This is a genomic window from Acidovorax sp. ST3, assembly GCF_003231145.1.
Classification (GTDB): Bacteria; Pseudomonadota; Gammaproteobacteria; order Burkholderiales; family Burkholderiaceae_C; genus Acidovorax.
In genome coordinates, this window is record NZ_QKVP01000007.1 from 209,157 (window position 1) to 231,231 (window position 22,075).

The following is a 22,075-nucleotide window of genomic DNA, read 5'->3' on the forward strand; positions in this document are numbered from 1 at the left end:
TGCTCGGCGGGGCCTATTTTCTTTCCACTTCTAGATCAGACAACACCCGCAGCAACGCGCGATTGACTTCTTCGAGGTCCATCTCGAAGGTCTCGCACAGCTGGCGAATGGCGCTGGCATCGTCGGTCTCCAGCGCGCAGGCCATCTGCAGGCCGCCGGTGTAGGGACCGGTGCGCAGCACGGTGGCGTCGTAGATGCGTTCGGACAGGGGCAGGCGCTTGAGGATGGTGCCGAGGGGCTCGCCCAGCAGCTCATCGAGCTGGGAGAGCAGGCCGCACAGGTAGATCTCGCGGCGCAGGTCGTTCTCGATGCCTGCATCCAGCAGCCGTGCCGTGAGCTGGGCGCGCATCACCATGGCTTCGCGCACGGGCTGCATGTTGGCGTCGGTGCTCGCATGGGGCAGCTGGTCGGACAGCCAGCGCTTGATGGAGCTGTAGCCCATCATCACCAGGCCCCGGCGCAGCGAATCGATGCCAGTGCGCAGGCCGAGCGCGGCCGAGTTGGTGTACACCATGAAGCGGTAGGCGAGCAGCGGGTCCTCGCCCATGATGTCTTCAAAGGTCTCCAGCGACTGCTCGTCGTCGATGGCCTTCATGAGCTTGAAGATCACCGCGTGCGACGGCTGCTGCGGGTGGTGGCGCAGGCTGTAGAGCACGTCCTCGGTCGGCCAGCCGGCCAGGGCCATCGCGTTGCCGTGGTCCAGGCAGTGTTCCATGAGGGCCCGGCTGGCGATGTTTTCGTACATCTGGCCAGCCAGCACCGGGCTGGGAGCGCGCTTGGCCGCCGGTGGGGGCGCAGCGGCGGCGGTGCTGCCGGGGCGGGGTGGTGTGGTCTGCAATGCAGCCACGGCGTCTTCGGGGCGCAGTGTCAGCAGGCTGTTGTCAAAGCAGCGGGCTATCTCGGGTTCGGGCAACTTGTCCATGTCGCCACGCCACACCAGGCGCAGCCCGCGCTGGTGCGCGGCCTTCACGCGGTCATAAATGGCCGAGTCCGACAGCCACTCGCCGCGCACCTCGATCCATGGCGCGGCACGCGGTGCGTTTTCGAGCAGGTCGCACAGCAGCTGGCGGGTCTGTGCCGAGATCAGCAGCGGCGGCGAGCTGGCCGACCACAGCTCCTGCAGCGTTCGCAGCAGGTGGCCGCCATCGACGGTGGCCGAGGCCTCGTTGTGGGCGTACAGTTGGATGCCTGCGAGTTTGCGGGCTCGGTTCCACAGAGGGCGGTAACCCAGGATCAGGCTACCTAGGACGGATTGGACCATGTGCTCTCAGGCAAAAAACGAGGCCAGCCGACACGCGCGGGATGGGAGTCGCCGCGTAAACCAGCCGGTGCTGCCGCCTGGAGGCACCGGGTGCGCCGAACGCCACGCCCGAACACCCCTGCCGCGCAGGCTGCTAGCCAATAAAGTTGAACAGCGACAACTTCTGAACCTGCACATAGGACTTGAGTGCAGCCTCATACCCCACCTGCTGGTTCTGGAAGTCGGAAATGCCCTTGATCATATCGAGATCCTCTGCCCGCGAACGGTCGCCTTCCAGCTGGATGGAGCGCTTGTCTTGGTCGCCGGTGATGCGGTCTGCGCGATTGAGCAGCTCGCCGGCAAACCCGCGGATGTTGTGCAGCCGCTCCAACCCGACATCCATGTTTGCCAGCGCCTGCCCCACGGCCTGGATCGCTGCATTGCTGTTGGGAGCATTGCGGATGCCGTTGATGGCGCTGTCCAGGGTGCTGAACATGCTGGGGCTGGGTTGCATGGTGATGGTGTCCCCGTTGTCCGGGTTGCCCGTGATGTCAAAGGTCATGCCAGGGAAGTCGGCTGCAATACTCGGGTCGGGGACCTTGATGGTGACCGGCTTATCGCTCGGATAGTCTGGCACCACCACGGGTGCGGATACCGCGCCCGTGGTGGTGTTGGTGAGCGTGTAGGTGGCCGTGCTGGTGCCGGGCGTGGCTCCCGGGCCCACTGCGCTGAAAGTGATGGTGTAGTTGTCGCCGGTGATCAGGCTCTTGTCAAGAGGCGTGATTGCGGTGGTGGTGAGCTGGCGGGTGTTGGGAACAGTGGTGATGCTGGCGGTGTAGACGCCATCGCGGTTGGGATCGAACATGAAGGCAGCATCGCCATCCACAGTGCCGGGGATCGTCACACCATTGCTCGCGGTCTGGCCGGGCAGTCCGTCAAACCGGTAGTCGGGGCTGCCGCTCAGCGGGCCCAGGAACGGCGTCAGTGCACTGCCAAGTGCGCCCAAGAGCGGGATGCCGTTGGTGTCCTTACGGTTGGCCACTTCCACCAGCTGCTCGCGCAGGCCCTGAAGCTGGTTGGCGATGGTGGCCCGATCGTTCTGTGTGAGTGTGGCGTTGCCTGCATTCACCACCAGCTGACGAAAATTCTGTACCAGACCAACGGCGTCGCCCAGCGCCGATTCGGCCTGGGCAATGGCATTGCGCTGGGTTTCCAGGGCGCGCTGCTCGGTCTGGATGCGCGATAGGCGGTTAAGGGCTCGCTCGGCCTGCGCTGCTGACACCGGGTCGTCACTAGCGCGTACGACGCGTTTGCCAGAAGTGAGGTTCTCTTGCAGGTTGCTGAGGTTGGTCTGCCGTGCACTCAGGTTGCGCAGCGCGTTGTCATACATGTTGGCTGTGCCGACGCGGTAGATGTTTGTGCTCATGTCGAACTCCTCACGCTAGGGGCTTCGTTCATCGGCCCAGGCCCTGGATCAGCGAATCAAAAATGTTCTGCGCAATCTGGATCATCTTGGCCGAGGCTTGGTAGGCTTGCTGGTATTGGATCAGCTTGGCGGCCTCTTCGTCCAGATTCACGCCCGAGACCGCCGTGCGGTCGCGCTCGAGGTTGGCGGCGATGGTGGAGGACAGCTGTTCTGCAAACTTGGCGCTCTGGGTGCGTGTGCCCACTTGGGCAATAGCCCCGGCATACCCGTCCGAGAGTGTGGATTCGTCAAACATCTTGACGTCGCGCAGCCCCATCAGCGCACTGGCATTCCCCGCATTGCGCGTGTAGGCGTCGCCGTATTGCGGGTCGAGTGCATTGCCCACGGACACCGTATCGTTGACATTGGGTGTGCCTTGCAGGGTTATTTGCCAGCCGTCGACAGAGATGATGTGGCCCGATGCGTAGCTGTAAGGCGGTCCGGTCAGCTGCGCCGGCGGCGATGCGGACAAGTCTATGGGCGGATCCGTGTTGCCTGTCAGGGTGAAGCCGCCAGTCCCGTCGAAAGTAAACACCACATTAGTGCCTGCTGCGGGTGCGGTGAAGTTCCCGTCGGAGTAGACACCACCCGCCCCAGCGTTCAGAGCGGGGTCCCAGTGTTGTCCTGTAGCTTGCAGACCTGCAAGCTGCAACGTGCCACCGTTGCTTGTGCCCATGGCTGCGTTGACCGGGTTGGCCGCCGCCAGGTCGCGCGGCGAATACACCAGCGCCTGGATGTTGTTGGCCGCCGTGCTGAACGGCTTGAACAGCATCCGCTCGCCATCATTCCCGGGAGAGATCAGATTGAATGTGAGGCCGTCAATCTGCAGTGTGGCTAAGTTGGCCGCATCGGTGAACGGAGTCGACTTCCCATCAGACAGACGCACCACCTGCCCGGCCCCACCCGTGGTGAAGCGGATCTCGTAGTCGGACGCCGCAAACTGCGTAGGACCGGTGAACGACACCGAGCCCACACCTGCACCGTTGGTGTACCCCGGCATGCTGGTGGGCAAGGCGAACAGGTCCTTGCCCGGCACGCCGTCCAGTGTCAGACCTAGGTTCTGCTGGTCGTTCATCGTCATGCCGATGGCGAGCGCCATGCGGCCCAGCAGGTTGCGTCCCTCGCTCAGGTCGGTGTTCTGAAAGCGCAGCAGACCCGATACAGTGCCACCGCCCAGCACGTTCTCATCCAGTTCGATGGGAGTGGCTCCGGGGCGGTTGAAAAACAGCTTGGACTGGCCGCTACCAGGAAATGCAGTCGCATCCCCCAGCGATAGGCTGGTGGCCGTGCTGCCCAGCACCAGCGGCTGACTGCCTGCTACGAAAAGACCTACAGTACCGTCACTCGCCGGGATCTGGGTGGTCTGCACATACTGGTTGATGTCGCGGATGATCTGGTCGCGCTGGTCCAGCAGGTCGTTGGGGCTCTGGCCGTTGCCGGTAGCGCGGGCGATTTGCTCATTGATCGCCGCCATCTGCGTGGCCAGGCTGTTGATGGCGGTCACGCTGCTCTGCAGCTGTTCCTTGACGGTGTATTCGATCTCGTTGATCCGGTCGCTGGCGGTGCGCATGCGTGCGGCCGTTTCGTCCAGCCGCGTGAGAACCACCGTGCGTGCCGTGATGTCGGTGGGGCTGCTGACCACGTCCGAGAACGCGTTCATCATGTCGTTGATGGCGGCGCCCAGGCCCTGGGTGCCGCCGCTGAACACTTCCTGCAACTGGCTCAGGCGCTGGGCGCGGATGGCGTCGGCCGCCTGTGTCGATCCGGCGGCGGCCGACTGGCGCGTGAGCAGCTCGCTCTGGTTGCGCAGAATGGTCTGCACATCCACGCCCTGGCCGATGTAGCCGCCGCCCGTGAACTGGCCCTGGACAGTCTGCAGCACCACTGTCTGGCGCGAATAGCCGGGTGTATTGACGTTGGCAATGTTGTGGCCTGCCGTCTGCAAGGCCACCTGGTTGGCCAGCAGGGCGCGGGCGCCGACGTTGAGCAGACTCATGGCTTACCTCGGTTCTTCTCGTCCATCACGCCTGGGCGCGCTGTACGCGCAGTGCGCTGTTGATGGCGCCGCTGAGCTTCTTGGCGTACTCGGGGTCGGTGGCGTATCCGGCCTTTTGCAGCTCGGCCGCATAGGCCACGGCAGAACCCGTCTTGGCGGTGGCCTGGGCTTTCTCGTAGCGCGGGTTGTCGGTGATGAGCTTGGCGTAGTCGCGGAACGAGTCCTCGTACGAGTCATACGCGCGGAACTTGGCCACCACCTTGCGCGGAGTGCCGTTGATGTATTCGGTGGTCGTGATCTCGGCCACCTTGCCGGTCCAGCCCTTGCCGGCCTTGATGCCGAACAGGTTGAACGAGTTGCCGCCGTTGGCGGTCTTGATTTCACTCTTGCCCCAGCCGGTTTCGTGCCCGGCCTGGCCCAGCATGAAGCTGGCGGGAATCCCGCTTTCCTGCGCCACGCGCTCGGCGGTGCCGCTGAGGTGCTGCACAAAGCCTTCGCGGCCCTTGGGCACTGGCAGGGTGGTATCGACGGACGAAGTGGTGGCGGAAGCCGCCGACCGGTTCTGTGCCTGCGGCAAGCTGAGCGTGGACGGCACCGAGAAGTTGGTGTCCGCACCGCCCATTTGGCGCGAGAGCTGGCGGGCGATGGCTTCTGATAGACCGCCCTGCAGGCCCGACATGTTGACCGATAGCTGCTGGTCCAGCATGTCCTGGCCCAGGTTGGCCTGCTCGCCTTCCATGAGGCCGGACTTCATCGTGGCGTCGCGCATGCTTTTGATGAGTTCGCGCATGAACAGCGATTCAAACTGCTTGGCCGCTTCGCGCGTGACCTGTGCGCTGTTGGCGGTGCCCGCTTCGTACTTGAGGGAGTTGAGCGAGCGGATATCGACGGCCAGCGCGTTCGACGGGCTGGTGGTGCTGGACGAGGGCAGGGTCAGGGCCATGGTCGCTCCCGGTGGATGGCGCACGCAGCGGCAGCAGGGCGGGCCATGTCAGATCACCTCCAGCTCGGCGTTGAGCGCGCCGGCGGCCTTGATGGCCTGCAGGATGGCCAGCAGGTCTCCGGGCGTGGCGCCCAGCGTGTTGAGGGCCTTGACCACGTCGGCCAGCTGTGGCGACGCAGGCATCTGGATCACGTTGCCCGGTTCCTGGTTGATGGTGATGTCGCTCTTTTGCGTGACCACCGTCTGCCCTTGCGAGAGCGGGTTGGGCTGGCTGATGACGGGCGTGCTGCTGATGGTGATCGACAGGTTGCCGTGGGCGATGGCGCAAGGCCCCAGCGTGACCGCCTGGTTGAGCACCACCGAGCCCGTGCGGGCATTGATGACGACCTTGGCCGAGGGGGTGGAGGTTTCGAGCGGCAGCTCTTCCAGGTCGGCAATGAAGCCCACGCGGGCGCCGGGGTCGATGGGCGCGCGCACCTGCACCGTGCGGCCGTCCAGCGCAGTGGCCAGGCCGTTGCCCAGCTTGGCGTTGATCACCTGTGCCACGCGGCGGGCAGTCTGGAAGTCCGAGGCGTTCAGGCCCAGGTTGATGGTGTCGCCCTCGTTCAGTGGGGTGGGCACGGCCCGCTCCACCTGCGCGCCCAGCGGAATGCGGCCTGCGCTCAGGTGGTTGATCTGTACCTTGCTGCCACCGGACGATGCGCCTGCACCGCCCACCACCATGTTGCCCTGGGCCAGCGCATAGATCTCGCCGTCCGCGCCGCGCAGCGGTGTGACGATGAGGGTGCCGCCCTTGAGCGACTTGGCGTTGCCCATGGACGAAACGTTCACGTCGATTTGCTGGCCTGGCTGGGCAAAGGCGGGCAACTGCGCCGTGACGATCACCGCCGCCACGTTCTTGAGCTGCAGCTGCGACGCCGTGCCGGGGGGCAGGCTGATGCCCATCTGCTGCAGGTAGTTGGACATGGCCTGCGTGGTGTAGGGCATTTGCGTGGTCTGGTCGCCCGTGCCGTCCAGCCCCACGACCAGGCCGTAGCCCGTCAGCTGGTTGCTGCGCACGCCCTGCACCGCCGCCACTTCCTTGATGCGCAAGGCCTGTGCAGGCGTTGCCAGACCTGCGGCCGCCAGGGCCAGCAGCAGCCACAGCGCGCGCGCCGTGCGGGTCAGGGGGGAGTGGGACGAGGCTTTCATGGCATCCATTGTGGTGGGCCATGGCCAGAACTAAAACCCAAAAAGAAGCGGGTTCACCGGCTTATTGGCTGAGTCTGAAGCCGCGTTGGCAAGGGGGCGCAGGCACGGCCTGCAAGCGTTCTGGCAGGCCATTTTTGAGAAAAAATTGCCGGAAGCGTTAGTGCAATATGCGCTGATAGCTATCAAATTCGTAGTGAACAAAGGCAACGCCCAGCCTTCCGTCAGATACCGGAAGGACTGGGGGCATGGGCGCACTGGGCGCACTCAGGGCGCCCGGGCTGGTCAGAACGGCGTGACGGTGTTGAAGAACCGGCCCAGCCAGCCCATGGCCTGGGCTTCGTTCTGTGCGCCGCGTCCGCGCGACTCGACGCGCACGTTGGCCACCTGGGTCGAGTTCACGATGCTGCCGGGCTGCAGTGCGCGCGGGTCCACAGTGCCCGAGAAGCGCAGCACATCCACGTTCTGGTTCACGCCGATCTGCTTCTCGCCAGTGATGACCAGGTGCCCGTTGGGCAGCACATCCACCACCGTGGCGGTGATGGAGCCGGTGAAGGTGTTGGCGCTTTCGGTGCCGCCCTTGCCAGAGAACGCATTGCCCGAATTCGCGCCTACGCCCAGCTTGTCGGTGAAGGTCTTGCTGGTGAAGGGCAAGGCCGTCACGCCAGCAGAGACTTCGGAGGTGCGGTCCACCGTGGACGACGACTTCTGGCTGGCCGTCACGTTCTCCACGATCTGGATGGTCACGTTGTCGCCCACCAGGCGCGCGCGACGGTCCTCAAACGCGGGGCGGTAGCTGGCGTTGTGGAACAGCCCGCCCGTCACCGGGGGCGGGGTGCGCGGTGCAGCGGCCAGCGGGGGCGGGGTGGTGGGCAGGATGTCCACCGGAGGGGGGGGCGACAGGGTGGCACAACCAGCGCACAGCAGTGCTGCGCCCAGGGCGGGAACGCCCGCGCGCAGCGAGCCAAGTGCCTGCAGCAGGCGAAGAGAGCGTGTGAAAGTGCGCATGGCGAAGGTCCTGGGCGAGAGCGCGGGCGAAAGAGAGGTCACAAGGGGGTCACAGCTGGGCCAGCTTGGCCAGCATCTGGTCCGAGGTCTGGATGGCCTTGGAATTCATCTCGTAGGCGCGCTGGGTCTGGATCATGGTTACCAGCTCTTCCACCACGTTGACGTTGGAGGCTTCCAGAAACCCTTGCTTGATGATGCCCAGGCCGTTCGTGCCGGGGGTGCCTTGCTGGGGCTGGCCGGACGCGGCGGATTCCTTGAAGAGGTTCTGTCCGATCGGCTCCAGGCCGGCCGGGTTGATGAAGCTGGCCATGGCCAGGTTGCCCACGGTCTGCGGCTGTGTGTTGCCCGGCACCGTGACCGCCACGGCACCTTCGGCGCTGATGGTGATGCTGGTGGCGTTGGCCGGAATGGTGATGCCGTTTACCACGGGCAGCCCGCTGGATGTGACCATGCGGCCCTGTGCATCGACCTGGAACGAGCCGTCGCGGGTGTAGCCAACGGTGCCATCGGGCATGGTCACTTCAAAGAAGCCGTTGCCGTTGATGGCGACATCCAGGTTGTTCTTGGACTCCTGCAGGCTGCCCTGCATGAAGTTGCGGCTGGTGGCCACCGTGCGCACGCCCAGGCCCAGGTGCAGGCCGGTGGGCAGCTGGTTCTGCTCGGTGGTGTTGGCGCCCACCTGGCGCAGGTTCTGGTAGATCAGGTCTTCGAACACCGCGTTGTTGCGCTTGTAGCCCGTGGTGGAGACGTTGGCCAAGTTGTGCGAGATGACGTCGAGCTGAGTCTGCTGGGCAGACATGCCGGTCTTGGCGATCCAGAGGGAGTTGATCATGGTGCTTCCTTTCGGCGGGTGCGTGCAGGGTGTGGCAGCGGCATCAGCCGTTCATGCTCAGCAACTGGCTGGCGGTCTTGTCGTTGGTTTCGGCGGTTTGCAGCAGCTTCATCTGCTGCTCGAACTGGCGCGATGCAGCGATCATCCCGACCATGCATTCGACCGGGTTCACGTTCGAGCCCTCCAGCGCGCCCGACAACATGCGCGCGTTGGCGTCGTTGGGCATGGGGTCGCCCGAGGTGGTGCGGAACAGTCCATCGTCGCCGCGTTTGAGTGGGTCTTCGGGCGTGGGCGTGGCGAGCTTGAGGCGGCCGATGGCCTGGGCGGGCTGGCCCGGAATCTTGGAGGTCACGGTGCCGTCTGACCCGAGCGACACGTCGGCACCGGGCGGCACATCGATGGGCGCGCCGCCGTCCGACAGCACGGGCAGTCCGGTCGGTGTGAGCAGCTGGCCCGTGGCCGACACCTCGAAGCTGCCGGCGCGGGTGTAGGCCTCGGTGCCATCCAGCCCCTGCACGGCAAACCAGGCATTGCCAGCGGCCATGGCGTCGAGGTTGCGGCCGGTGCGCTGCACCGGGCCGGGGGTATTGACGTAGCCCGAGGTGGCCTCCAGCGCAAACACGCGCGTCTTGGCGCCGTCGCCCTGCAGCGGCACCGAGCGGAAGGTGGACATCTCGGCGCGGAACCCGCCGGTGGACACATTGGCGAGGTTGTTGGACAGCACCGCCTGCCGGTGGGCAGCGGCGTTGGCGCCTGTCATCGAGGTGTAGATGATGCGGTCCATGGGGGCTCTCCGGGGTCCTGGGCGGGTTCAGTAGAGGGTCAGCCGATCAGCGCAGGTTCACCAGGGTGGACATCACCTGGTCTTGCGTCTTGATGGTCTGTGCGTTGGCCTGGTAAGCGCGCTGGGCGGTCATCATGTTCACCAGCTCGGCGGTGAGGTCCACGTTGGAGTCCTCCAGGGCGCCCGAGCGCAGCGAACCAAAGCTGCCGTCGGTGGCCGTGCCGACCACGGGCTGGCCCGACTCGAACGTGGCCACCCAGTTGTTGCTACCCACCGAGGCCAGGCCCTGCGTGTTGCGGAAGCTGGACAGTGCGAGCTGGCCCTCGGCACGCGTCACGCCGTTCGAGTAACGGGTCATGATCATCCCGTTGTTCTCGATGTTGATGCCGGTCAGCTCGCCCGAGGTGTAGCCGTCCTGAGTCAGATTGGAAACCGCGAACTTGGTGCCGAACTGGGTCACCTTGTCCAGGCTCACCTCCACGGTGTACGCAGGCAGATTATTGGGGTTGGGGGGCGTGGGGTTGACGGTGAGCGGCAGCGAAAAGCCGGTGGCGGGTGGTGTGGCCACCGGGCCGGTGATGGCACCGTTGTTGTCAAAAGTGATCTGGCCGATGGGCGATGCTACAAAGCCCGTCGCAGGATCGTCCAGCGCGTCGTACACGTCCCAGGTGTTGTCGGTAGCGGTCTTCTGAAAGTACAGGCTCACCGGCTTGGCCACACCTTGGCTGTCGAACACGTTGATCGAGGTGCCATACGTGGCGCGTGGCGTGGCCGGGATGGGGGGCGTGGCCGCAGGGTCGCCGGCTGCATCGGTGGCGCGGGCGTCCAGGTTGAAGGCGGCTGTGATCTTGGTGGTCTGCTTGGCGGGGATCGGCTCGGCTGTCGGGAACACCATGGGAATGGGGTCGGTGCCCGTGCGCAGGCCCGTGACCGGGTCCACCGGGAAGCCCATCACCTTGGCGTTGTCGTTGGTGATCATGTTGCCTTCCTTGTCCAGCTTGAAGTTGCCGGAGCGGGTGTAGGCGGCGGTGCCATCGGGTAGCGTGAGGGTGAAGAACCCGTTGCCGTTGATGGCCACGTCCAGGCTGTTGCCGGTGATGGTCAGGTTGCCCTGCGTGAACTGCTGCGCCACGGCCGCCACTTCCACGCCGATACCTGCGTTGGAGCCGCCCGCAGAGCCAATGGCGGAAGCCACCATCTCGGCAAACTCGGCCCGCGAGGCCTTGAACCCGACGGTGTTGGAGTTGGCAATGTTGTGCCCGATGACATCGAGGTTCTTGCTGGCGGCGTTCAGGCCGGACAGGCCTTGCTGAAAACTCATGGTGTTCTCCTGTTGACGCGATACGAAGCGGGCTGGTGTTACACCAAGGCCTTGATCTGGCTGTAGTTGATGGTTTTGCCGTTGGACAGGCTCAGCACCAGCTGTCCGTCCTCGGCACCTGCGGCGGTGACCTTGGACAGGCTCAACGGGGTGGAGTCCAGCTTGGTGGAGCCGTTGACGGCCGTCACGCGGAACTGCAGTGCATCGGTGGAGCCGGTGTACTTGCTGGCATCCCAGTCAAAGGCATGGCGGCCTGCGGCCTTGGCGCCCAGATCGATGGTGTCCACCACCTGGCCGCCTGCAGTCGTGACCTCGATCTTCACGTTGGTAGCCGCCGAGCCCAGCTCGAATCCGCCCTTGCCCGTCTTGTCCGCCACCGCCAGGCTGGAGCCTTCGGTCAGCACGCTGCGGCCCACCAGGGCCGTGCCCTGCATGACTTGCAGCGAGTTGAACTGCGACGCCATGCTCTGCATGGTCTGGTTCAGTTGCTGGATGCCGGTCACCGTGTTGATCTGCGCGATCTGCGAAGTCATCTGGGCGTTGTCCAGGGGGTTCATCGGGTCCTGGTTGTTCAACTGCGCCACCAGCAGCTTCAGGAAGCGGTCCTGCGCGGCCGACGGGTCGCTGGCCGCGTTGGCTTTGGTGGACGCGTCTGTGGTGGTCGCGACGGCGTTGGTGGCACTGAGAATCATGGTGGGGTCTCCCGGGAATTACTGGCCCATCTGCAGGGTCTTGAGGAGCAGCGACTTGGCCGTGTTCATGACCTCGACGTTGTTCTGGTACGAGCGCGAGGCGGAGATCATGTTGACCATCTCCTCCACGGCATTGACGTTGGAGTGGGTCACATAGCCCTCGGCGTCTGCTGAGGGGTGGCTGGGATCGTGCACCCGCCGGCCCGGCACGTTGCTTTCGCTGATGCCGCTGACCTTGACGCCTGCAGAGCTGTCGGCGCCCATCGGCGCTGTCTGGAACACCACCTGGCGTGCCTTGTAGGCCTGACCATCGGGGCCTGCCACGGCATCCACATTGGCCAGGTTGCTGGCCACCACGTTGAGCCGTTGCGACTGCGCGCTGATGGCGCTGCCGGACACGTTGAAGATCGAGAACATGGACATGGGGTGGCTCGCTTTCTGCGCTGCGGGGCTGGCTGGTTATTGACCCTGAATGGCGCTGAGCATGGTTTTGGCGTTGCCGTTGATGAACCGCAGCGTGGCTTCGTAGCGCACGGCGTTGTCCACGAAGTTGGCACGCTCGCGGTCCAGGTCCACCGAGTTGTTGTCCAGGCTGGGCTGCGTCTGCACGGCATAGCCCAGCGCGCCCTGCCGGTCGATGCTGGTGCTGGAATTCACGGTGGGCAGCGGAATGTGGTGCGGATCGGTGGTGCCAGCGGTTCCGTACGAGCCGCTGGTGGCCAGCCGCGTGACAGCTGCGCCGGGCGTACCGGTCGCCGAAGAGGTCACGCCTGTGGCCTCGCGCAGCGCATCACCAAACTTGAAGTCCCGAGCCACATAGCCTGGCGTGTCGGCGTTGGCGATATTGCTGGCGATGGCGCGCTGGCGTTCACCGCGCAGCACCAGGGCGTTGCCGTGAAAATTCAGCTGGTTGGTCATCTTGTCAAGCATGTGTGCCTCACACCGTCGGTTGCAAAGTCGCCAGCCCGAGGGGCCTTTTTGGCGTTGCTTGATTATGGAAACCGCGCCTTTTTTCTAAAGCGCGAAGAAGTGGCAAATGGATGCGCAGTTCCGGGTTTTGCGTTCAAGGCGCGTGCCTATAGTTCCAGGGGTGAAATGGCCTCTGCCTTCCTCTGCGCACTGTGCGCGGGCAGTCTGGCCCGTCGATGCCCAAGGAGGCCCCCATGTCCACCCCTTCCCTTTTGACGCATGCCCGCCACGGCGCTGTACTGCACGGCGCGACCCGATCGCCCCTGGTGGCACGTGCCCGTGCTGTGCTGCGCATGCTGTGCTTGCTTGGTGGCGTGGCTGGGGCTCTGCTGGGAACTGCCGGTGTCGCTCACGCACAGTCGGCGGCGGACCCTGCGGCAGACCTCGGCCCGCTCACCCAGCGCTGGCTGGACGATGCTTTGGCTCGCAACCAGTCCTCCGCACTGCCGCTGCGCATGGAAGTGAGTGTTGGCTCACTGGATTCGCGCCTGCGGCTGGCGCCCTGTGCGCGCGTTGAACCTTATCTCCCTGTGGGTGCTCGCCTGTGGGGCCGTACACGCCTAGGGCTGCGCTGTGTGGAAGGCGCGACCGCATGGAACGTGTTTTTACCCGTCACCATCAAAGCGTTTGGGCCGGCCTGGGTGCTGACGAACAATGTGGCTCCGGGCGCAGTATTGACTGCCAACGACGCCACCGAGGCCGAGGTGGATTGGGCGGCCGATGCCTCCCCCGTTCTGGCCAACCCCGATCTCTGGGTGGGTCAGACCGCCGCTCGCCAGCTCGTGGCGGGTCAGGCGGTGCGCCAGGCCATGGTGCGGGCCCCGCTGCTGTTCAAGGCGGGTGCGCAGGTCAAGGTGGTGGCCCAGGGGCCCGGCTACGCGGTCAGCTCGGCGGGACAGGCGTTGACGGCGGGCTCGGCCGGACAGACTGTGCGCGTACGCATGGAGAATGGGCGTATCGTGAGCGGAACTGTGAACGATTCTGGGACGGTGGACGTCACTCTGTGATGACGCCCCGGTAATAAATGGCTAAAGTCCGGGCCAAATGGGTCGAAAACATTGCTACTGATGCCCCACATCCAACGGGGTGGTGGAGAGAGCGATGAAGATAGGTCAAACACCGGAACTGCCGGGCGGGTTGCCGCCGACGGGGCTTGCCAAGCAAGCCAAGGCTCCCGCCAGCGCTGCGGAAGGAGCCACGAAAGACGCACTGGTTGCGTCATCCGCCGGTGTGCCCGTCACGGTGTCCACCGCAGCCCGCGCTCTCAGCCCCGCCACCCGCAGCACGGCCGATTTTGATGCGGGCAAGGTCAAGGCCGTGCGCGCTGCTATCGAGAAGGGCGAGTTTTCGGTCGACGCGGAAGCCATTGCCGACAAACTGCTGTCCAACGCCCAGGAGATCCTGTCCCGCTCCCGGGGCTGATCTGCGTTTTGTTAGAGGGCGCAATTCATCGCACAATGCGCCATGACTCTGGAAGAATCTCTCTCAGCTGTTGAACAGCGGATCGAACAAGTCTCCGCCGCACTTCTCGCGGCAGATCCCCTCTCTCTGGAAAAACACAGTACGGCCTTGCGCGATGCGGCGGCCGATTTCTCGCGTGCGCTCGAACAAGCCGCCGCGCGTGGCATGCCGCTACCGGCTTCGCTGCAGAAGCGTGCGGATGCCATCCGCACCATGCTGACTTTGCACCGTGACAGCCTGGCCCGGTTGGCCGCCGTCACCGACCGCCAGGCCGCAGGCTTGTTGCCTCCGTCCAATGCAGCTTCTACCTACGGGGACGGCCTGGGCGCGCGGGGAGCTGCGCCAGGAGTGGCGCGCATTTACCGCTCTGCGGGCTGAGCACCAAAGACTTTTCTGAGGGAGGGTCGGGCCGGGGCGCAAGAGGTGCCCGCCCGCGCAGCCATCCAAACTGTTGGCCCCGCAATGCCTTGTGTTGCCCGGCTCGTGGCCCGACGCGCGGGCTCAGTGTGAGCGCATCTTGGCACGCAGGCGGGCAATCGACTGGCTGTGCAACTGGCACACCCGAGACTCGGTCACACCCAGCACGGCTGCAATTTCCTTGAGGTTCATGTCATGTTCGTAGTACATGCCCATGATGTGCTGTTCCCGTTCCGGCAGGGTCTTGATGGCGTTGACCAGTGACGTCTTGAGCCGCTGATCGCGCAGCAACTCCACCGGGTCGGCCGCGCTGTCGGCAACGTGACGGTCCAGAAACCCGTCCTCGTCGTCGTTGCCATGTGTCATGTCTTCCAGGTACACCAGCTGGGTGCCTCGTACCTTGCCCAGCAGGTTCTGGTAGTCCGCCAGGCTCATGCCCATTTCGCCGGCTATTTCAGACTCCAGCGGGCTGCGGCCCAGCTTTTGTTCCAGCCGGTGCACGGCGTGCTCGATGTCTTTCTGGCTCTTGCGCGAGCTGCGGCTCATCCAGTCACCCTCGCGCAACTCGTCGAGCATGGCGCCCCGGATGCGCTGGGTGGCGAAGGTTTCAAACTGCACGCCCTGCGCGACCTCATAGCGCGACAGAGCTTCGGCCAGCCCCATCATGCCGACCTGGATCAAGTCATCCAGTTCGACATTGGGAGGCAGCTTGGCGATCATGTGGTGCGCAATCCTCCGTACCAGCGGTACATGCTGGCGGATCATGGCATCGCGATCAAGCTGGCCTTTGGCGGTGTACATAGAGAGGGTGTTATGCACTGGTAGGGCGGGTATGCGATCTTGTTCTGGAGCCGCTTGGGGGTGCCATCGCCCGAACTTCATCCGCCTCGCGGGGCTGGCGACTGGCCAGACCGTTGGGGGCAGTGCGGGTCAACGTGCGTACGTAGAGGTGCATCACAGGCTCTGGTCAGTGGCTCCGGACAAAATGCGCAGGCATGCCTGTCAAGTTGCTGGGTGTCAGCGCAGCCAGCGCTCCGTTCATAGTGCCCGCATTTTCCAGCAGTTGCAAGGCCAGGCGCTGAAGCTCCTGGGGGTTCTGCGTGGCAATAGTGGTGGTTCGTATCGGGCCGCCCAGATGGCGCTCGGCACATGCCTGCAAGGTCATCAGCTGGGACTGGGCCTTGCGGCGTTCGGCGGCGGTGTTGCCGTGCAGCAAAGCGGCCACCATGCAGGGCAAGCCAGTGTGTAGCGCAATCTGCTTGAGGCTCTTGTAACTGGTCATCACGCCCGCTGCGCCACTGCCCATGACCACCAGCGGCACCGTAGCCGTGTGGGTGAGCAGGGGCCCCAGGGTGGAGGCTGGTGCGTGAATCACCATGAGGCCGTAAGTCCTGAAGCAGGGCAGCAAGCTCTCCATGGGCGAGCGTGTGCTGTCGCTGGCCTTGCGGCTCAGGTGCTGCAGCCCCTTGGCCGCTGGAATCACGGCGAGCGAGGATGCGGTGGCGCCCAGGTTCAGGCTGGCGCCGTCATTCCACGTGGCATGTTGCAGCAGGTGCAGCAGCCCGGGGCTGTCGTCGGACTCCTGCGCCGTGCCGTCGAGCACCACCACCGGATAGCCCAGCCGCTGCAGGCTGGCGCAGATCTGCCATAGCGTTTCCAGGCCGCTCGCCGTGTTGCCCTGGCTGGCGACTGCCAGCAGCCGCAGCTCTGCCTGCGGGGTGAGGCTGTGCAGGCTGGCCGCCTGGTGAAAACCCAGATCAAGCATCGACCAGCCCCCCCTCCGTCACGGTGTCAGGAGAGTGCGAGAAAAAGAAGTTCAGGTCCGTGGCCTTGGGGTCGAAAGCCGACTTCGCCGGCGACCGCATGGAGGCGCTGATGAGCTGGTGGGCGTTGGCACGCTCCCAGTCCTCGGGCACGCGCTGGCCGTTGGTCACGCCGCGCAGCACCATCTGGTGGCGGATCAGCGCGTCAATCGCGGGGCCCAGCTTCACCGCTTCGTCCACCTTGGACAGGATGGCTTGCTGCGAGCCGTCGGTCTTGAAAGCGGTGAGCACATCATCCAGCGTGTCGCCATGGCAGCCGGCGTTGAGCACCAGCAGGCGGTTGACATGGGGCAGGTCCAGCACGTCCAGCATGTCGCGCTTGCGCGGGTCGCGCGGGGCCACGCCGGTGGTGTCGATGAGCACCATCTTCTTGCCGCTGAGCAGGCCCAGCAGGTCTTGCAGCGCGGCACGGTCGTGTGCCAGATGCGCCACGATGCCCAGCATGCGGCCATAGGTGCGCAGCTGCTCGTGGGCACCCACACGGTAGGTGTCGAGTGTGATCAGGCCCACGCTGCCGGGGCCGTGGATGCGTGCACACATCGCTGCCAGCTTGGCCGTGGTGGTGGTTTTGCCCACGCCGGTCGAGCCCACCATGGCGAAGATGCCGCCCTGTTCATACAGGGGTGGATCGGTCTGGTCGGTCTTGAGGTTGCGCTCCAGCACCTCCATCAGCCAGCGTACCGATTCGCCCGCCGACAGGTCCTCGGGCATGCGTTCGAGCACAGCCCGGGCCAGCGACGGGGAGTAGCCAGCACGGATCATCTTGAGCATCAGGTTGGACTGGATCGGGTTCTGGCGCGCCTGACCCAGCCAGGCCAGCGTGTTGAAGCGGTCCTCGATCAGCTCCTTCATCGCATGCAGTTCATTCATCACGCTCTGGTTGTTCGACTGGATCAGATGAGCGCTGGGAGCCTCCTGCCGGCGGCGCGGTGGCTCGGGCGGGATGTCCATCGGGATGGTGCGCAGCGGGTTGTGGCGCGCCACCGAGGGCGCGGGCATGCGTTCACGTTCTGGTTCCTGGTCGCGGCTGCGTTCAGACAGTGTCTGGGGTTCCGAGGGACCATTCAGTGCCTCGTGGCGGCGGCGCAGCATGCGTTCGCGCACATAGTCCTGGAACGACAGCGTGCTCATGGCCAGCTGTTCGGTGTCTTCCTCGACCGGGTTGCGGCCCAGGCCCGACGCTGCTGCCGATTGGCTGGCGCGCTGTGGGGTGCTGCGCGCAGTGCTGGGCGCCAGCAGGGGCGGATTGGACGAAGCGGTGGGCGCACCACCGTCCAGAGCCGACAGCGTGTCCTCGGCCGTGGCCACCACTTCCACGCCGTTGGCCGTGGGGCGGTTGGACAGGATCAGCGTGCCGTCGCCAAAGGCCATGCGCGCCTTGGCCAGAGCCTCCCGGGAGGTGGGGGCGGTAAAGCGTTTGATGTTCATGCTGATGCACCTTTAAGGATCGGCCCAATACGGATGGTGTGGGTCTCTGGAATTTCACTGTGTGCCAGCACCTGCAGGCGGGGCGCCACGCGGCGCACCAGACGGGAGATGGCATTGCGGATCTGGTCGGGAACCAGCAGGCAGGCGGGCAGGCCCATCTCTTCCTGCTTGAGGGCCACTTCGGCGGCCTTCTGTGTGAGGATGTCGGCCACACCGGGGTCGAGCGCGGGGCCTGCCGTGTTGCCCAGGGCCTGCACCAGAAGGCGCTCCAGGCCGGGTTCGATGGCGATGACGTTGAGCTCGCGGGTGGGGCCGTAGATCTGCTGGACGATGGCAGGCGAGAGCGCAATGCGCACGCGGCGGGCCAGCTCGACGGGGTCGGAGACCGCACCGGCATGCTCGGCCAGCGTCTCGATGATGGTGCGGATATCGCGGATGTGCACAGACTCTTCCAGCAGCAGCTGGAGGACCTTCTGGAACGTTGCGATGGAGACCATTTTCGGGACCACTTCTTCGATGAGCTTGGGGGCCAGCTTGGCCACGTGCTCCACCAGTTGCTGCGTTTCGGTGCGGCTGAGGAGCTTGGCGGCTTGCACTTGCATCAAGTGTGACAAATGGGTGGCCATCACGGTTTCGGAATCAACGACGGTAAAACCCGCCATTTGTGCGGCTTCCTTCTGCCGATCGTCGATCCAGTGTGCTGGCAGGCCAAACGCGGGGTCGGTGGTGGCCGTGCCGATCAGTGGCGTGGTGATGCCGCCGGGATTGATCGCCAGGAACATGCCGGGGAAGGCCTCGCCTTCGCCCACCACCACGCCGCGCAGCGTGATGCGGTAGCCGCTGGGCTTGAGTTCGAGGTTGTCGCGCACATGCACGGCGGGGGGCAGGAAGCCCACTTCCTGCGCAAACTTGCGGCGCACGCCCTTGATGCGGGTGAGCAGGTCGCCCTGGCGGCTCTTGTCCACCAGGCTGATCAGGCGGTAGCCCAGCTCCAGGCCCAACAGGTCCACGGGTTGCAGGTCGTCCCAGGTGGCTTCGCCGTCGGCGACCGGTGGCGGTGGGGCCTCGACGACGGGCGGTACCTTCTGGCGCTCGTACATCATCCAGGCGCCATATCCCAACAGGCCGCCCATGGTCAGGAACACCACATGCGGCATGCCAGGAATCAGGCCGAGCAGGATCAGGATGCCGGCCGTGACACCCAGCACGCGGGGCGACATGAACAGCTGCTGCACGATCTGGCGGCCCATGTCGTGGTCCTTGCCCACGCGGGAGATCACCATGGCGGCGGCCACCGAGATCAGCAGGCCGGGAATCTGCGCTACCAGCGCATCACCAATGGCCAGCAGGATGTAGCTGTCGGCCGCCTGCTTGGCCGACAGGTCGTGCTGCAACACGCCAATCGTGAAGCCGCCAATGATGTTGATGAGCAGAATCAGAATGCCTGCCACAGCATCGCCGCGCACGAACTTGGAGGCGCCATCCATGGAACCGAAGAAGTTGGCTTCTTCCGCCACTTCGGCGCGGCGGCGCTTGGCTTCCTTTTCGTCGATCAGGCCGGCGTTCAGGTCGGCATCCACCGCCATCTGTTTGCCGGGCATGGCGTCCAGGGTGAAGCGGGCCGACACTTCGGCAATGCGCTCCGCCCCCTTGGTGATCACCACGAAGTTGATCACCACGAGGATCGCAAACACGATCAGACCAACCGCGAAATTGCCACCGATCAAGAAGTGGCCGAAGGCCTCGATCACCGCACCGGCAGCACCCGGGCCCTGGTGGCCTTCGAGCAGCACCACGCGCGTGGAGGCCACGTTCAGCGACAGGCGCATCAGGGTGGTCAGCAGCAGCACCGAAGGGAAGGCCGCGAAGTCCAGGGGGCGCAGCATGTAGGCCGCGACCATCATCACCATCAGCGCAACGGCGATGTTGAGCGTGAAGAAGGCATCCAGCAGCCACGGCGGGATGGGCAGCACCATCAACGCCAGAATCGCCACTACCAGCAGGGGTGCCGACAGGCCCTGCAGGGCGCTGGCGTTGGTGCCCGCCCATTGCTGCAAAGACTTTACGGAGGTGTTCATACGGCAGCACCTTGCACCGTGGTGCGGTTCAGTGGATCGAGTTCAGGCGGCACAAAAGGCTCCACCAGGCTGTCGGGCATGCGGCCTTCGCCACGCAGCGCGGCCTTGAGGCGGTACACATACGCCAGCACCTGCGCCACGGCGGTGTAAAGCGTGGCGGGGATGGCCTGGTCCAGCTCGGCATGGGCATACAGCGCGCGGGCCAGCATGGGCGACTGCAGCACGGGCACGTTGTGCTCCCGGGCCACATCGCGGATCTTCATGGCGATGAGGTCGGTGCCGCGCGAGATCACCTGGGGCGCACTCATGGTCTTCTCGTCGTACTTGAGGGCCACCGCATAGTGGGTCGGGTTCATCACCACAAAATCGGCCTTGGGCACGGCGCTCACGCTGGCGCGGTCGGCGATTTCGCGCTGCTTCTGGCGGATGCGGCCCTTGATGTGGGGGTTGCCGTCCGACTCCTTGTGCTCCTGCTTGACTTCCTCGTGCGACATCTTCAGCCGCTCCTTGAAGAAGAACGCCTGCAAAGGCACGTCCACCAAAGCGGCCAGAAACACGACCAGCAACAACAGGCTCATGCCCGAAGTCAGCCAGTCGGCAATCTGGCGAAGCGCCATGGGGGAGGGTTGCAGCACCAGCATGGCAACGGTTTCGATGCTGTTGCCCAGGAACTTCCAGGCCACATAGGTCAGGATGGCCGTCATCAGCACCATCTTGGCCACGTTGGCCATCTGCTGCTTGGAAAACAGGTTGGCCAGCCCCGAGATCGGGTTGAGGCGGCTGAACTGGGGGGTGATGGGCTTGGCGCTGAGGATCCAGCCGCCCGCTCCGATGGCGCTGATCAGGGCCGCCGCGCTGGTCAGCGTGGCGAACACTGTGCTCGCGATCACGCCCACGATGACCATGTCCTGCAGCCGCGACAGCATGGTGCCCGGCGCCATCACCGTGGCCGCATTGAACGCCAGCTGCTGGCTCATGGCCCACTGCATGCGGTCCATCAGCTGCGGGGCCAGCAGCAGCATGCATGCGGCGCCCGCGCCCAGAATGGCCAAGTGCGACAGGTCGCGCGAGCGTGCCCCTTGGCCGTCTTCGCGCGCTTTTTGCAGCTTGCGCTCTGACGCGGGGAGGCTTTTTTCTTGGCTGGATTCCATGATGGCATGACGGCTGGGGTCATGCCATTGTCGTGAGCGACCTGGAAATCTAAAGGTGGATAAGGGGGCTGCCGCCCCCTCTTTTCGGTGAGGCCCGGGGTGTTTTCAGTCGCGGGCGGGCGTCTGCCCGCTACGGCCGATGGCCATCAGTATTATCAAAAATGATAGCGGCTAGGGCATATTGCACTGGCGCTTGAGGCACATTGGGCTGAAAACAGCGTGTCAGAAGCCCAGACTGGCCAGCAGATCGTCCACCTGGGACTGGTCGGTGACCACGTCGGGCGTGTTGTCCGGGTCCACCACCGGGCCTTGCAGGTGGGCCGGGCGGGCGGGCTCGGCGGGTACCTGGGCGTTAGGCGGGGCCGTCTGGATGAGCAGTTGCACCAGTTGCTCTTCAATGGTGGCTGCCAGATTCACCACGCGCGCAATCACCTGGCCGGTGAGGTCGTGAAAGTCCTGGGCCATCATGATTTCCGTGAGGTGCGTGTCGGCCTCTTTGGTCACACGCTCCACGTCAGTCAGGAAGTTGAAGATCTCGCCTTTGGCCACGGCAGCCACCGGGTCGGCGACCAGCGAATTCACGACCCTGCGTGTTTCCGCCGCAATGTAGTCGTGCTGCGCCTTGGCTTGCTCGACGCGGTTGAGCACCTTCTCGGCCGCCTCGCCCGTCAGCCGGGCGATGTATGACAGGCGGCTCTGGGCGTCGGGCAGTTCGCCCATGGAGCCGCGCAGCTTGTCGGCGTACCCCAGTTCATTCAGTGAATCGTGAAGCTGGCGGGTCAGCAGGCCAATCTTGTGGTGAACATCGGCTTCGGCGGCCGGCTGGCTGTTGTCCGGTGTGTCGTCCATGGTGTCATAGCCCCATCTTCTTCAGAATCAAGGTCACTTTCTCTTCCAGAGTTGCCTTGGTGAAGGGTTTGACGATGTAACCCGCAGCACCGCCCTGGGCTGCAGCAACGATGTCTTCCTTGCGGGCTTCGGCGGTCACCATCAGGACGGGCAGGTGCTTGAGCTTGTCGTCCTTCTTGATCTCGGCCAGCAGCTGGAAGCCGTTCATGTTGGGCATGTTGATGTCGGTCACCACAAAATCAAACTTGCTGTTGCGCAGTTTGTTGAGTGCGGCGACACCATCCTCGGCCTCGTCAGCGTCTGAGAACCCACTCTCCTTGAGCAGGTTGCGAACGATGCGTCGCATGGTGGAGAAGTCGTCAACGATCAAAAAACGAAGGGCTGTGGTCACTTGGGACCCTTTCAGTCGAGATTTACTGTAAGCATTGTC

Annotated in this window: 22 protein-coding genes; 3 read left to right on the top strand and 19 right to left on the bottom strand. The window is 64.7% G+C overall.

The genetic code is table 11. The features are described from left to right. Positions 1-13: 13 nt before the first annotated feature. The 12 genes from DNK89_RS22220 to flgB form a co-directional block, all read right to left on the bottom strand. Complete coding sequence (locus tag DNK89_RS22220; RefSeq protein ID WP_110961855.1) at positions 14-1,261, bottom strand: HDOD domain-containing protein; 1,248 nt, start codon at positions 1,259-1,261, stop codon at positions 14-16. A gap of 133 nt (positions 1,262-1,394) precedes the next feature. After that, positions 1,395-2,666 carry a flagellar hook-associated protein FlgL gene (gene flgL / locus DNK89_RS22225; protein WP_110961856.1) on the bottom strand — a complete coding sequence of 424 codons (1,272 nt, stop codon included), beginning with the start codon at positions 2,664-2,666 and terminating at the stop codon, positions 1,395-1,397. Between the two features lie 28 nt (positions 2,667-2,694). Next, a complete protein-coding gene (flgK, locus tag DNK89_RS22230; RefSeq protein ID WP_110961857.1) occupies positions 2,695-4,701 on the bottom strand; it encodes a flagellar hook-associated protein FlgK in 2,007 nt (668 codons plus the stop codon). 25 nt (positions 4,702-4,726) lie between these two features. Beyond that, positions 4,727-5,644 carry a flagellar assembly peptidoglycan hydrolase FlgJ gene (flgJ, locus tag DNK89_RS22235; RefSeq protein ID WP_110961858.1) on the bottom strand — a complete coding sequence of 306 codons (918 nt, stop codon included), beginning with the start codon at positions 5,642-5,644 and terminating at the stop codon, positions 4,727-4,729. Between the two features lie 48 nt (positions 5,645-5,692). Then, positions 5,693-6,835 (bottom strand): flagellar basal body P-ring protein FlgI, encoded by a 1,143-nt coding sequence (locus DNK89_RS22240; protein ID WP_015015838.1) that lies wholly within the window; start codon positions 6,833-6,835, stop codon positions 5,693-5,695. Between the two features lie 282 nt (positions 6,836-7,117). Continuing rightward, on the bottom strand, positions 7,118-7,840 hold the full coding sequence (locus tag DNK89_RS22245) for a flagellar basal body L-ring protein FlgH (protein WP_238990898.1): 723 nt from the start codon (positions 7,838-7,840) through the stop codon (positions 7,118-7,120). Between the two features lie 49 nt (positions 7,841-7,889). Further along, positions 7,890-8,672 (bottom strand): flagellar basal-body rod protein FlgG, encoded by a 783-nt coding sequence (flgG, locus tag DNK89_RS22250; RefSeq protein ID WP_110961860.1) that lies wholly within the window; start codon positions 8,670-8,672, stop codon positions 7,890-7,892. Positions 8,673-8,715: 43 nt separating this feature from the next. Continuing rightward, on the bottom strand, positions 8,716-9,456 hold the full coding sequence (gene flgF / locus DNK89_RS22255; protein WP_015015835.1) for a flagellar basal-body rod protein FlgF: 741 nt from the start codon (positions 9,454-9,456) through the stop codon (positions 8,716-8,718). A 46-nt stretch (positions 9,457-9,502) separates the two neighbouring features. Further along, positions 9,503-10,777 (bottom strand): flagellar hook protein FlgE, encoded by a 1,275-nt coding sequence (gene flgE / locus DNK89_RS22260; protein ID WP_110961861.1) that lies wholly within the window; start codon positions 10,775-10,777, stop codon positions 9,503-9,505. A 38-nt stretch (positions 10,778-10,815) separates the two neighbouring features. After that, positions 10,816-11,469, bottom strand: coding sequence for a flagellar hook assembly protein FlgD (locus DNK89_RS22265; protein WP_110961862.1), 654 nt, complete (start codon positions 11,467-11,469; stop codon positions 10,816-10,818). A gap of 18 nt (positions 11,470-11,487) precedes the next feature. Further along, positions 11,488-11,892, bottom strand: coding sequence for a flagellar basal body rod protein FlgC (gene flgC, locus DNK89_RS22270; RefSeq protein ID WP_015015832.1), 405 nt, complete (start codon positions 11,890-11,892; stop codon positions 11,488-11,490). Positions 11,893-11,928: 36 nt separating this feature from the next. Further along, positions 11,929-12,399, bottom strand: coding sequence for a flagellar basal body rod protein FlgB (flgB, locus tag DNK89_RS22275; protein WP_060987142.1), 471 nt, complete (start codon positions 12,397-12,399; stop codon positions 11,929-11,931). 332 nt (positions 12,400-12,731) lie between these two features. Here flgB and flgA point away from each other — a divergent pair, with 332 nt between their 5' ends. From flgA to DNK89_RS22290, 3 genes are all read left to right on the top strand, one after another. Beyond that, positions 12,732-13,445 carry a flagellar basal body P-ring formation chaperone FlgA gene (gene flgA / locus DNK89_RS22280; RefSeq protein WP_238990901.1) on the top strand — a complete coding sequence of 238 codons (714 nt, stop codon included), beginning with the start codon at positions 12,732-12,734 and terminating at the stop codon, positions 13,443-13,445. Positions 13,446-13,539: 94 nt separating this feature from the next. Then, positions 13,540-13,860 (top strand): flagellar biosynthesis anti-sigma factor FlgM, encoded by a 321-nt coding sequence (gene flgM / locus DNK89_RS22285; RefSeq protein WP_110961863.1) that lies wholly within the window; start codon positions 13,540-13,542, stop codon positions 13,858-13,860. A 42-nt stretch (positions 13,861-13,902) separates the two neighbouring features. Beyond that, on the top strand, positions 13,903-14,277 hold the full coding sequence (locus DNK89_RS22290; RefSeq protein ID WP_110961864.1) for a hypothetical protein: 375 nt from the start codon (positions 13,903-13,905) through the stop codon (positions 14,275-14,277). Between the two features lie 123 nt (positions 14,278-14,400). On the opposite strand, the gene DNK89_RS22295 is transcribed toward DNK89_RS22290, so the two are convergent. The 7 genes from DNK89_RS22295 to cheY form a co-directional block, all read right to left on the bottom strand. After that, a complete protein-coding gene (locus DNK89_RS22295) occupies positions 14,401-15,117 on the bottom strand; it encodes an RNA polymerase sigma factor FliA (protein ID WP_110961865.1) in 717 nt (238 codons plus the stop codon). 166 nt (positions 15,118-15,283) lie between these two features. Continuing rightward, the gene (locus DNK89_RS22300; RefSeq protein WP_056748013.1) at positions 15,284-16,081 is read right to left on the bottom strand and encodes a hypothetical protein; all 798 of its coding nucleotides are present in this window, start codon (positions 16,079-16,081) and stop codon (positions 15,284-15,286) included. After that, positions 16,074-17,567, bottom strand: a complete 1,494-nt coding sequence (gene flhF / locus DNK89_RS22305) for a flagellar biosynthesis protein FlhF (protein WP_110961866.1) — start codon at positions 17,565-17,567, stop codon at positions 16,074-16,076. The genes DNK89_RS22300 and flhF overlap by 8 nt, the downstream gene beginning before the upstream one ends. Next, positions 17,564-19,645 (bottom strand): flagellar biosynthesis protein FlhA, encoded by a 2,082-nt coding sequence (gene flhA, locus DNK89_RS22310; protein ID WP_110961867.1) that lies wholly within the window; start codon positions 19,643-19,645, stop codon positions 17,564-17,566. The genes flhF and flhA overlap by 4 nt, the downstream gene beginning before the upstream one ends. Beyond that, positions 19,642-20,796, bottom strand: coding sequence for a flagellar biosynthesis protein FlhB (locus DNK89_RS22315; RefSeq protein ID WP_110961868.1), 1,155 nt, complete (start codon positions 20,794-20,796; stop codon positions 19,642-19,644). The genes flhA and DNK89_RS22315 overlap by 4 nt, the downstream gene beginning before the upstream one ends. Before the next feature lie 222 nt (positions 20,797-21,018). Continuing rightward, entirely contained in the window at positions 21,019-21,645 is a 627-nt protein-coding gene (locus tag DNK89_RS22320) for a protein phosphatase CheZ (RefSeq protein ID WP_110961869.1), read from the bottom strand. A 4-nt stretch (positions 21,646-21,649) separates the two neighbouring features. After that, complete coding sequence (gene cheY / locus DNK89_RS22325; protein ID WP_015015821.1) at positions 21,650-22,036, bottom strand: chemotaxis response regulator CheY; 387 nt, start codon at positions 22,034-22,036, stop codon at positions 21,650-21,652. Positions 22,037-22,075 lie beyond the last annotated feature (39 nt).

What these genes read in the sequence shown, in the direction of transcription:
- DNK89_RS22220 (WP_110961855.1), bottom strand. Translation starts at nt 1,261, where the DNA reads ATGGTCCAATCCGTCCTAGGTAGCCTGATCCTGGGTTACCGCCCTCTG.
- flgL (WP_110961856.1), bottom strand. Translation starts at nt 2,666, where the DNA reads ATGAGCACAAACATCTACCGCGTCGGCACAGCCAACATGTATGACAAC.
- flgK (WP_110961857.1), bottom strand. Translation starts at nt 4,701, where the DNA reads ATGAGTCTGCTCAACGTCGGCGCCCGCGCCCTGCTGGCCAACCAGGTG.
- flgJ (WP_110961858.1), bottom strand. Translation starts at nt 5,644, where the DNA reads ATGGCCCTGACCCTGCCCTCGTCCAGCACCACCAGCCCGTCGAACGCG.
- DNK89_RS22240 (WP_015015838.1), bottom strand. Translation starts at nt 6,835, where the DNA reads ATGAAAGCCTCGTCCCACTCCCCCCTGACCCGCACGGCGCGCGCGCTG.
- DNK89_RS22245 (WP_238990898.1), bottom strand. Translation starts at nt 7,840, where the DNA reads ATGCGCACTTTCACACGCTCTCTTCGCCTGCTGCAGGCACTTGGCTCG.
- flgG (WP_110961860.1), bottom strand. Translation starts at nt 8,672, where the DNA reads ATGATCAACTCCCTCTGGATCGCCAAGACCGGCATGTCTGCCCAGCAG.
- flgF (WP_015015835.1), bottom strand. Translation starts at nt 9,456, where the DNA reads ATGGACCGCATCATCTACACCTCGATGACAGGCGCCAACGCCGCTGCC.
- flgE (WP_110961861.1), bottom strand. Translation starts at nt 10,777, where the DNA reads ATGAGTTTTCAGCAAGGCCTGTCCGGCCTGAACGCCGCCAGCAAGAAC.
- DNK89_RS22265 (WP_110961862.1), bottom strand. Translation starts at nt 11,469, where the DNA reads ATGATTCTCAGTGCCACCAACGCCGTCGCGACCACCACAGACGCGTCC.
- flgC (WP_015015832.1), bottom strand. Translation starts at nt 11,892, where the DNA reads ATGTCCATGTTCTCGATCTTCAACGTGTCCGGCAGCGCCATCAGCGCG.
- flgB (WP_060987142.1), bottom strand. Translation starts at nt 12,399, where the DNA reads ATGCTTGACAAGATGACCAACCAGCTGAATTTTCACGGCAACGCCCTG.
- flgA (WP_238990901.1), top strand. Translation starts at nt 12,732, where the DNA reads ATGCTGTGCTTGCTTGGTGGCGTGGCTGGGGCTCTGCTGGGAACTGCC.
- flgM (WP_110961863.1), top strand. Translation starts at nt 13,540, where the DNA reads ATGAAGATAGGTCAAACACCGGAACTGCCGGGCGGGTTGCCGCCGACG.
- DNK89_RS22290 (WP_110961864.1), top strand. Translation starts at nt 13,903, where the DNA reads ATGACTCTGGAAGAATCTCTCTCAGCTGTTGAACAGCGGATCGAACAA.
- DNK89_RS22295 (WP_110961865.1), bottom strand. Translation starts at nt 15,117, where the DNA reads ATGTACACCGCCAAAGGCCAGCTTGATCGCGATGCCATGATCCGCCAG.
- DNK89_RS22300 (WP_056748013.1), bottom strand. Translation starts at nt 16,081, where the DNA reads ATGCTTGATCTGGGTTTTCACCAGGCGGCCAGCCTGCACAGCCTCACC.
- flhF (WP_110961866.1), bottom strand. Translation starts at nt 17,567, where the DNA reads ATGAACATCAAACGCTTTACCGCCCCCACCTCCCGGGAGGCTCTGGCC.
- flhA (WP_110961867.1), bottom strand. Translation starts at nt 19,645, where the DNA reads ATGAACACCTCCGTAAAGTCTTTGCAGCAATGGGCGGGCACCAACGCC.
- DNK89_RS22315 (WP_110961868.1), bottom strand. Translation starts at nt 20,796, where the DNA reads ATGGAATCCAGCCAAGAAAAAAGCCTCCCCGCGTCAGAGCGCAAGCTG.
- DNK89_RS22320 (WP_110961869.1), bottom strand. Translation starts at nt 21,645, where the DNA reads ATGGACGACACACCGGACAACAGCCAGCCGGCCGCCGAAGCCGATGTT.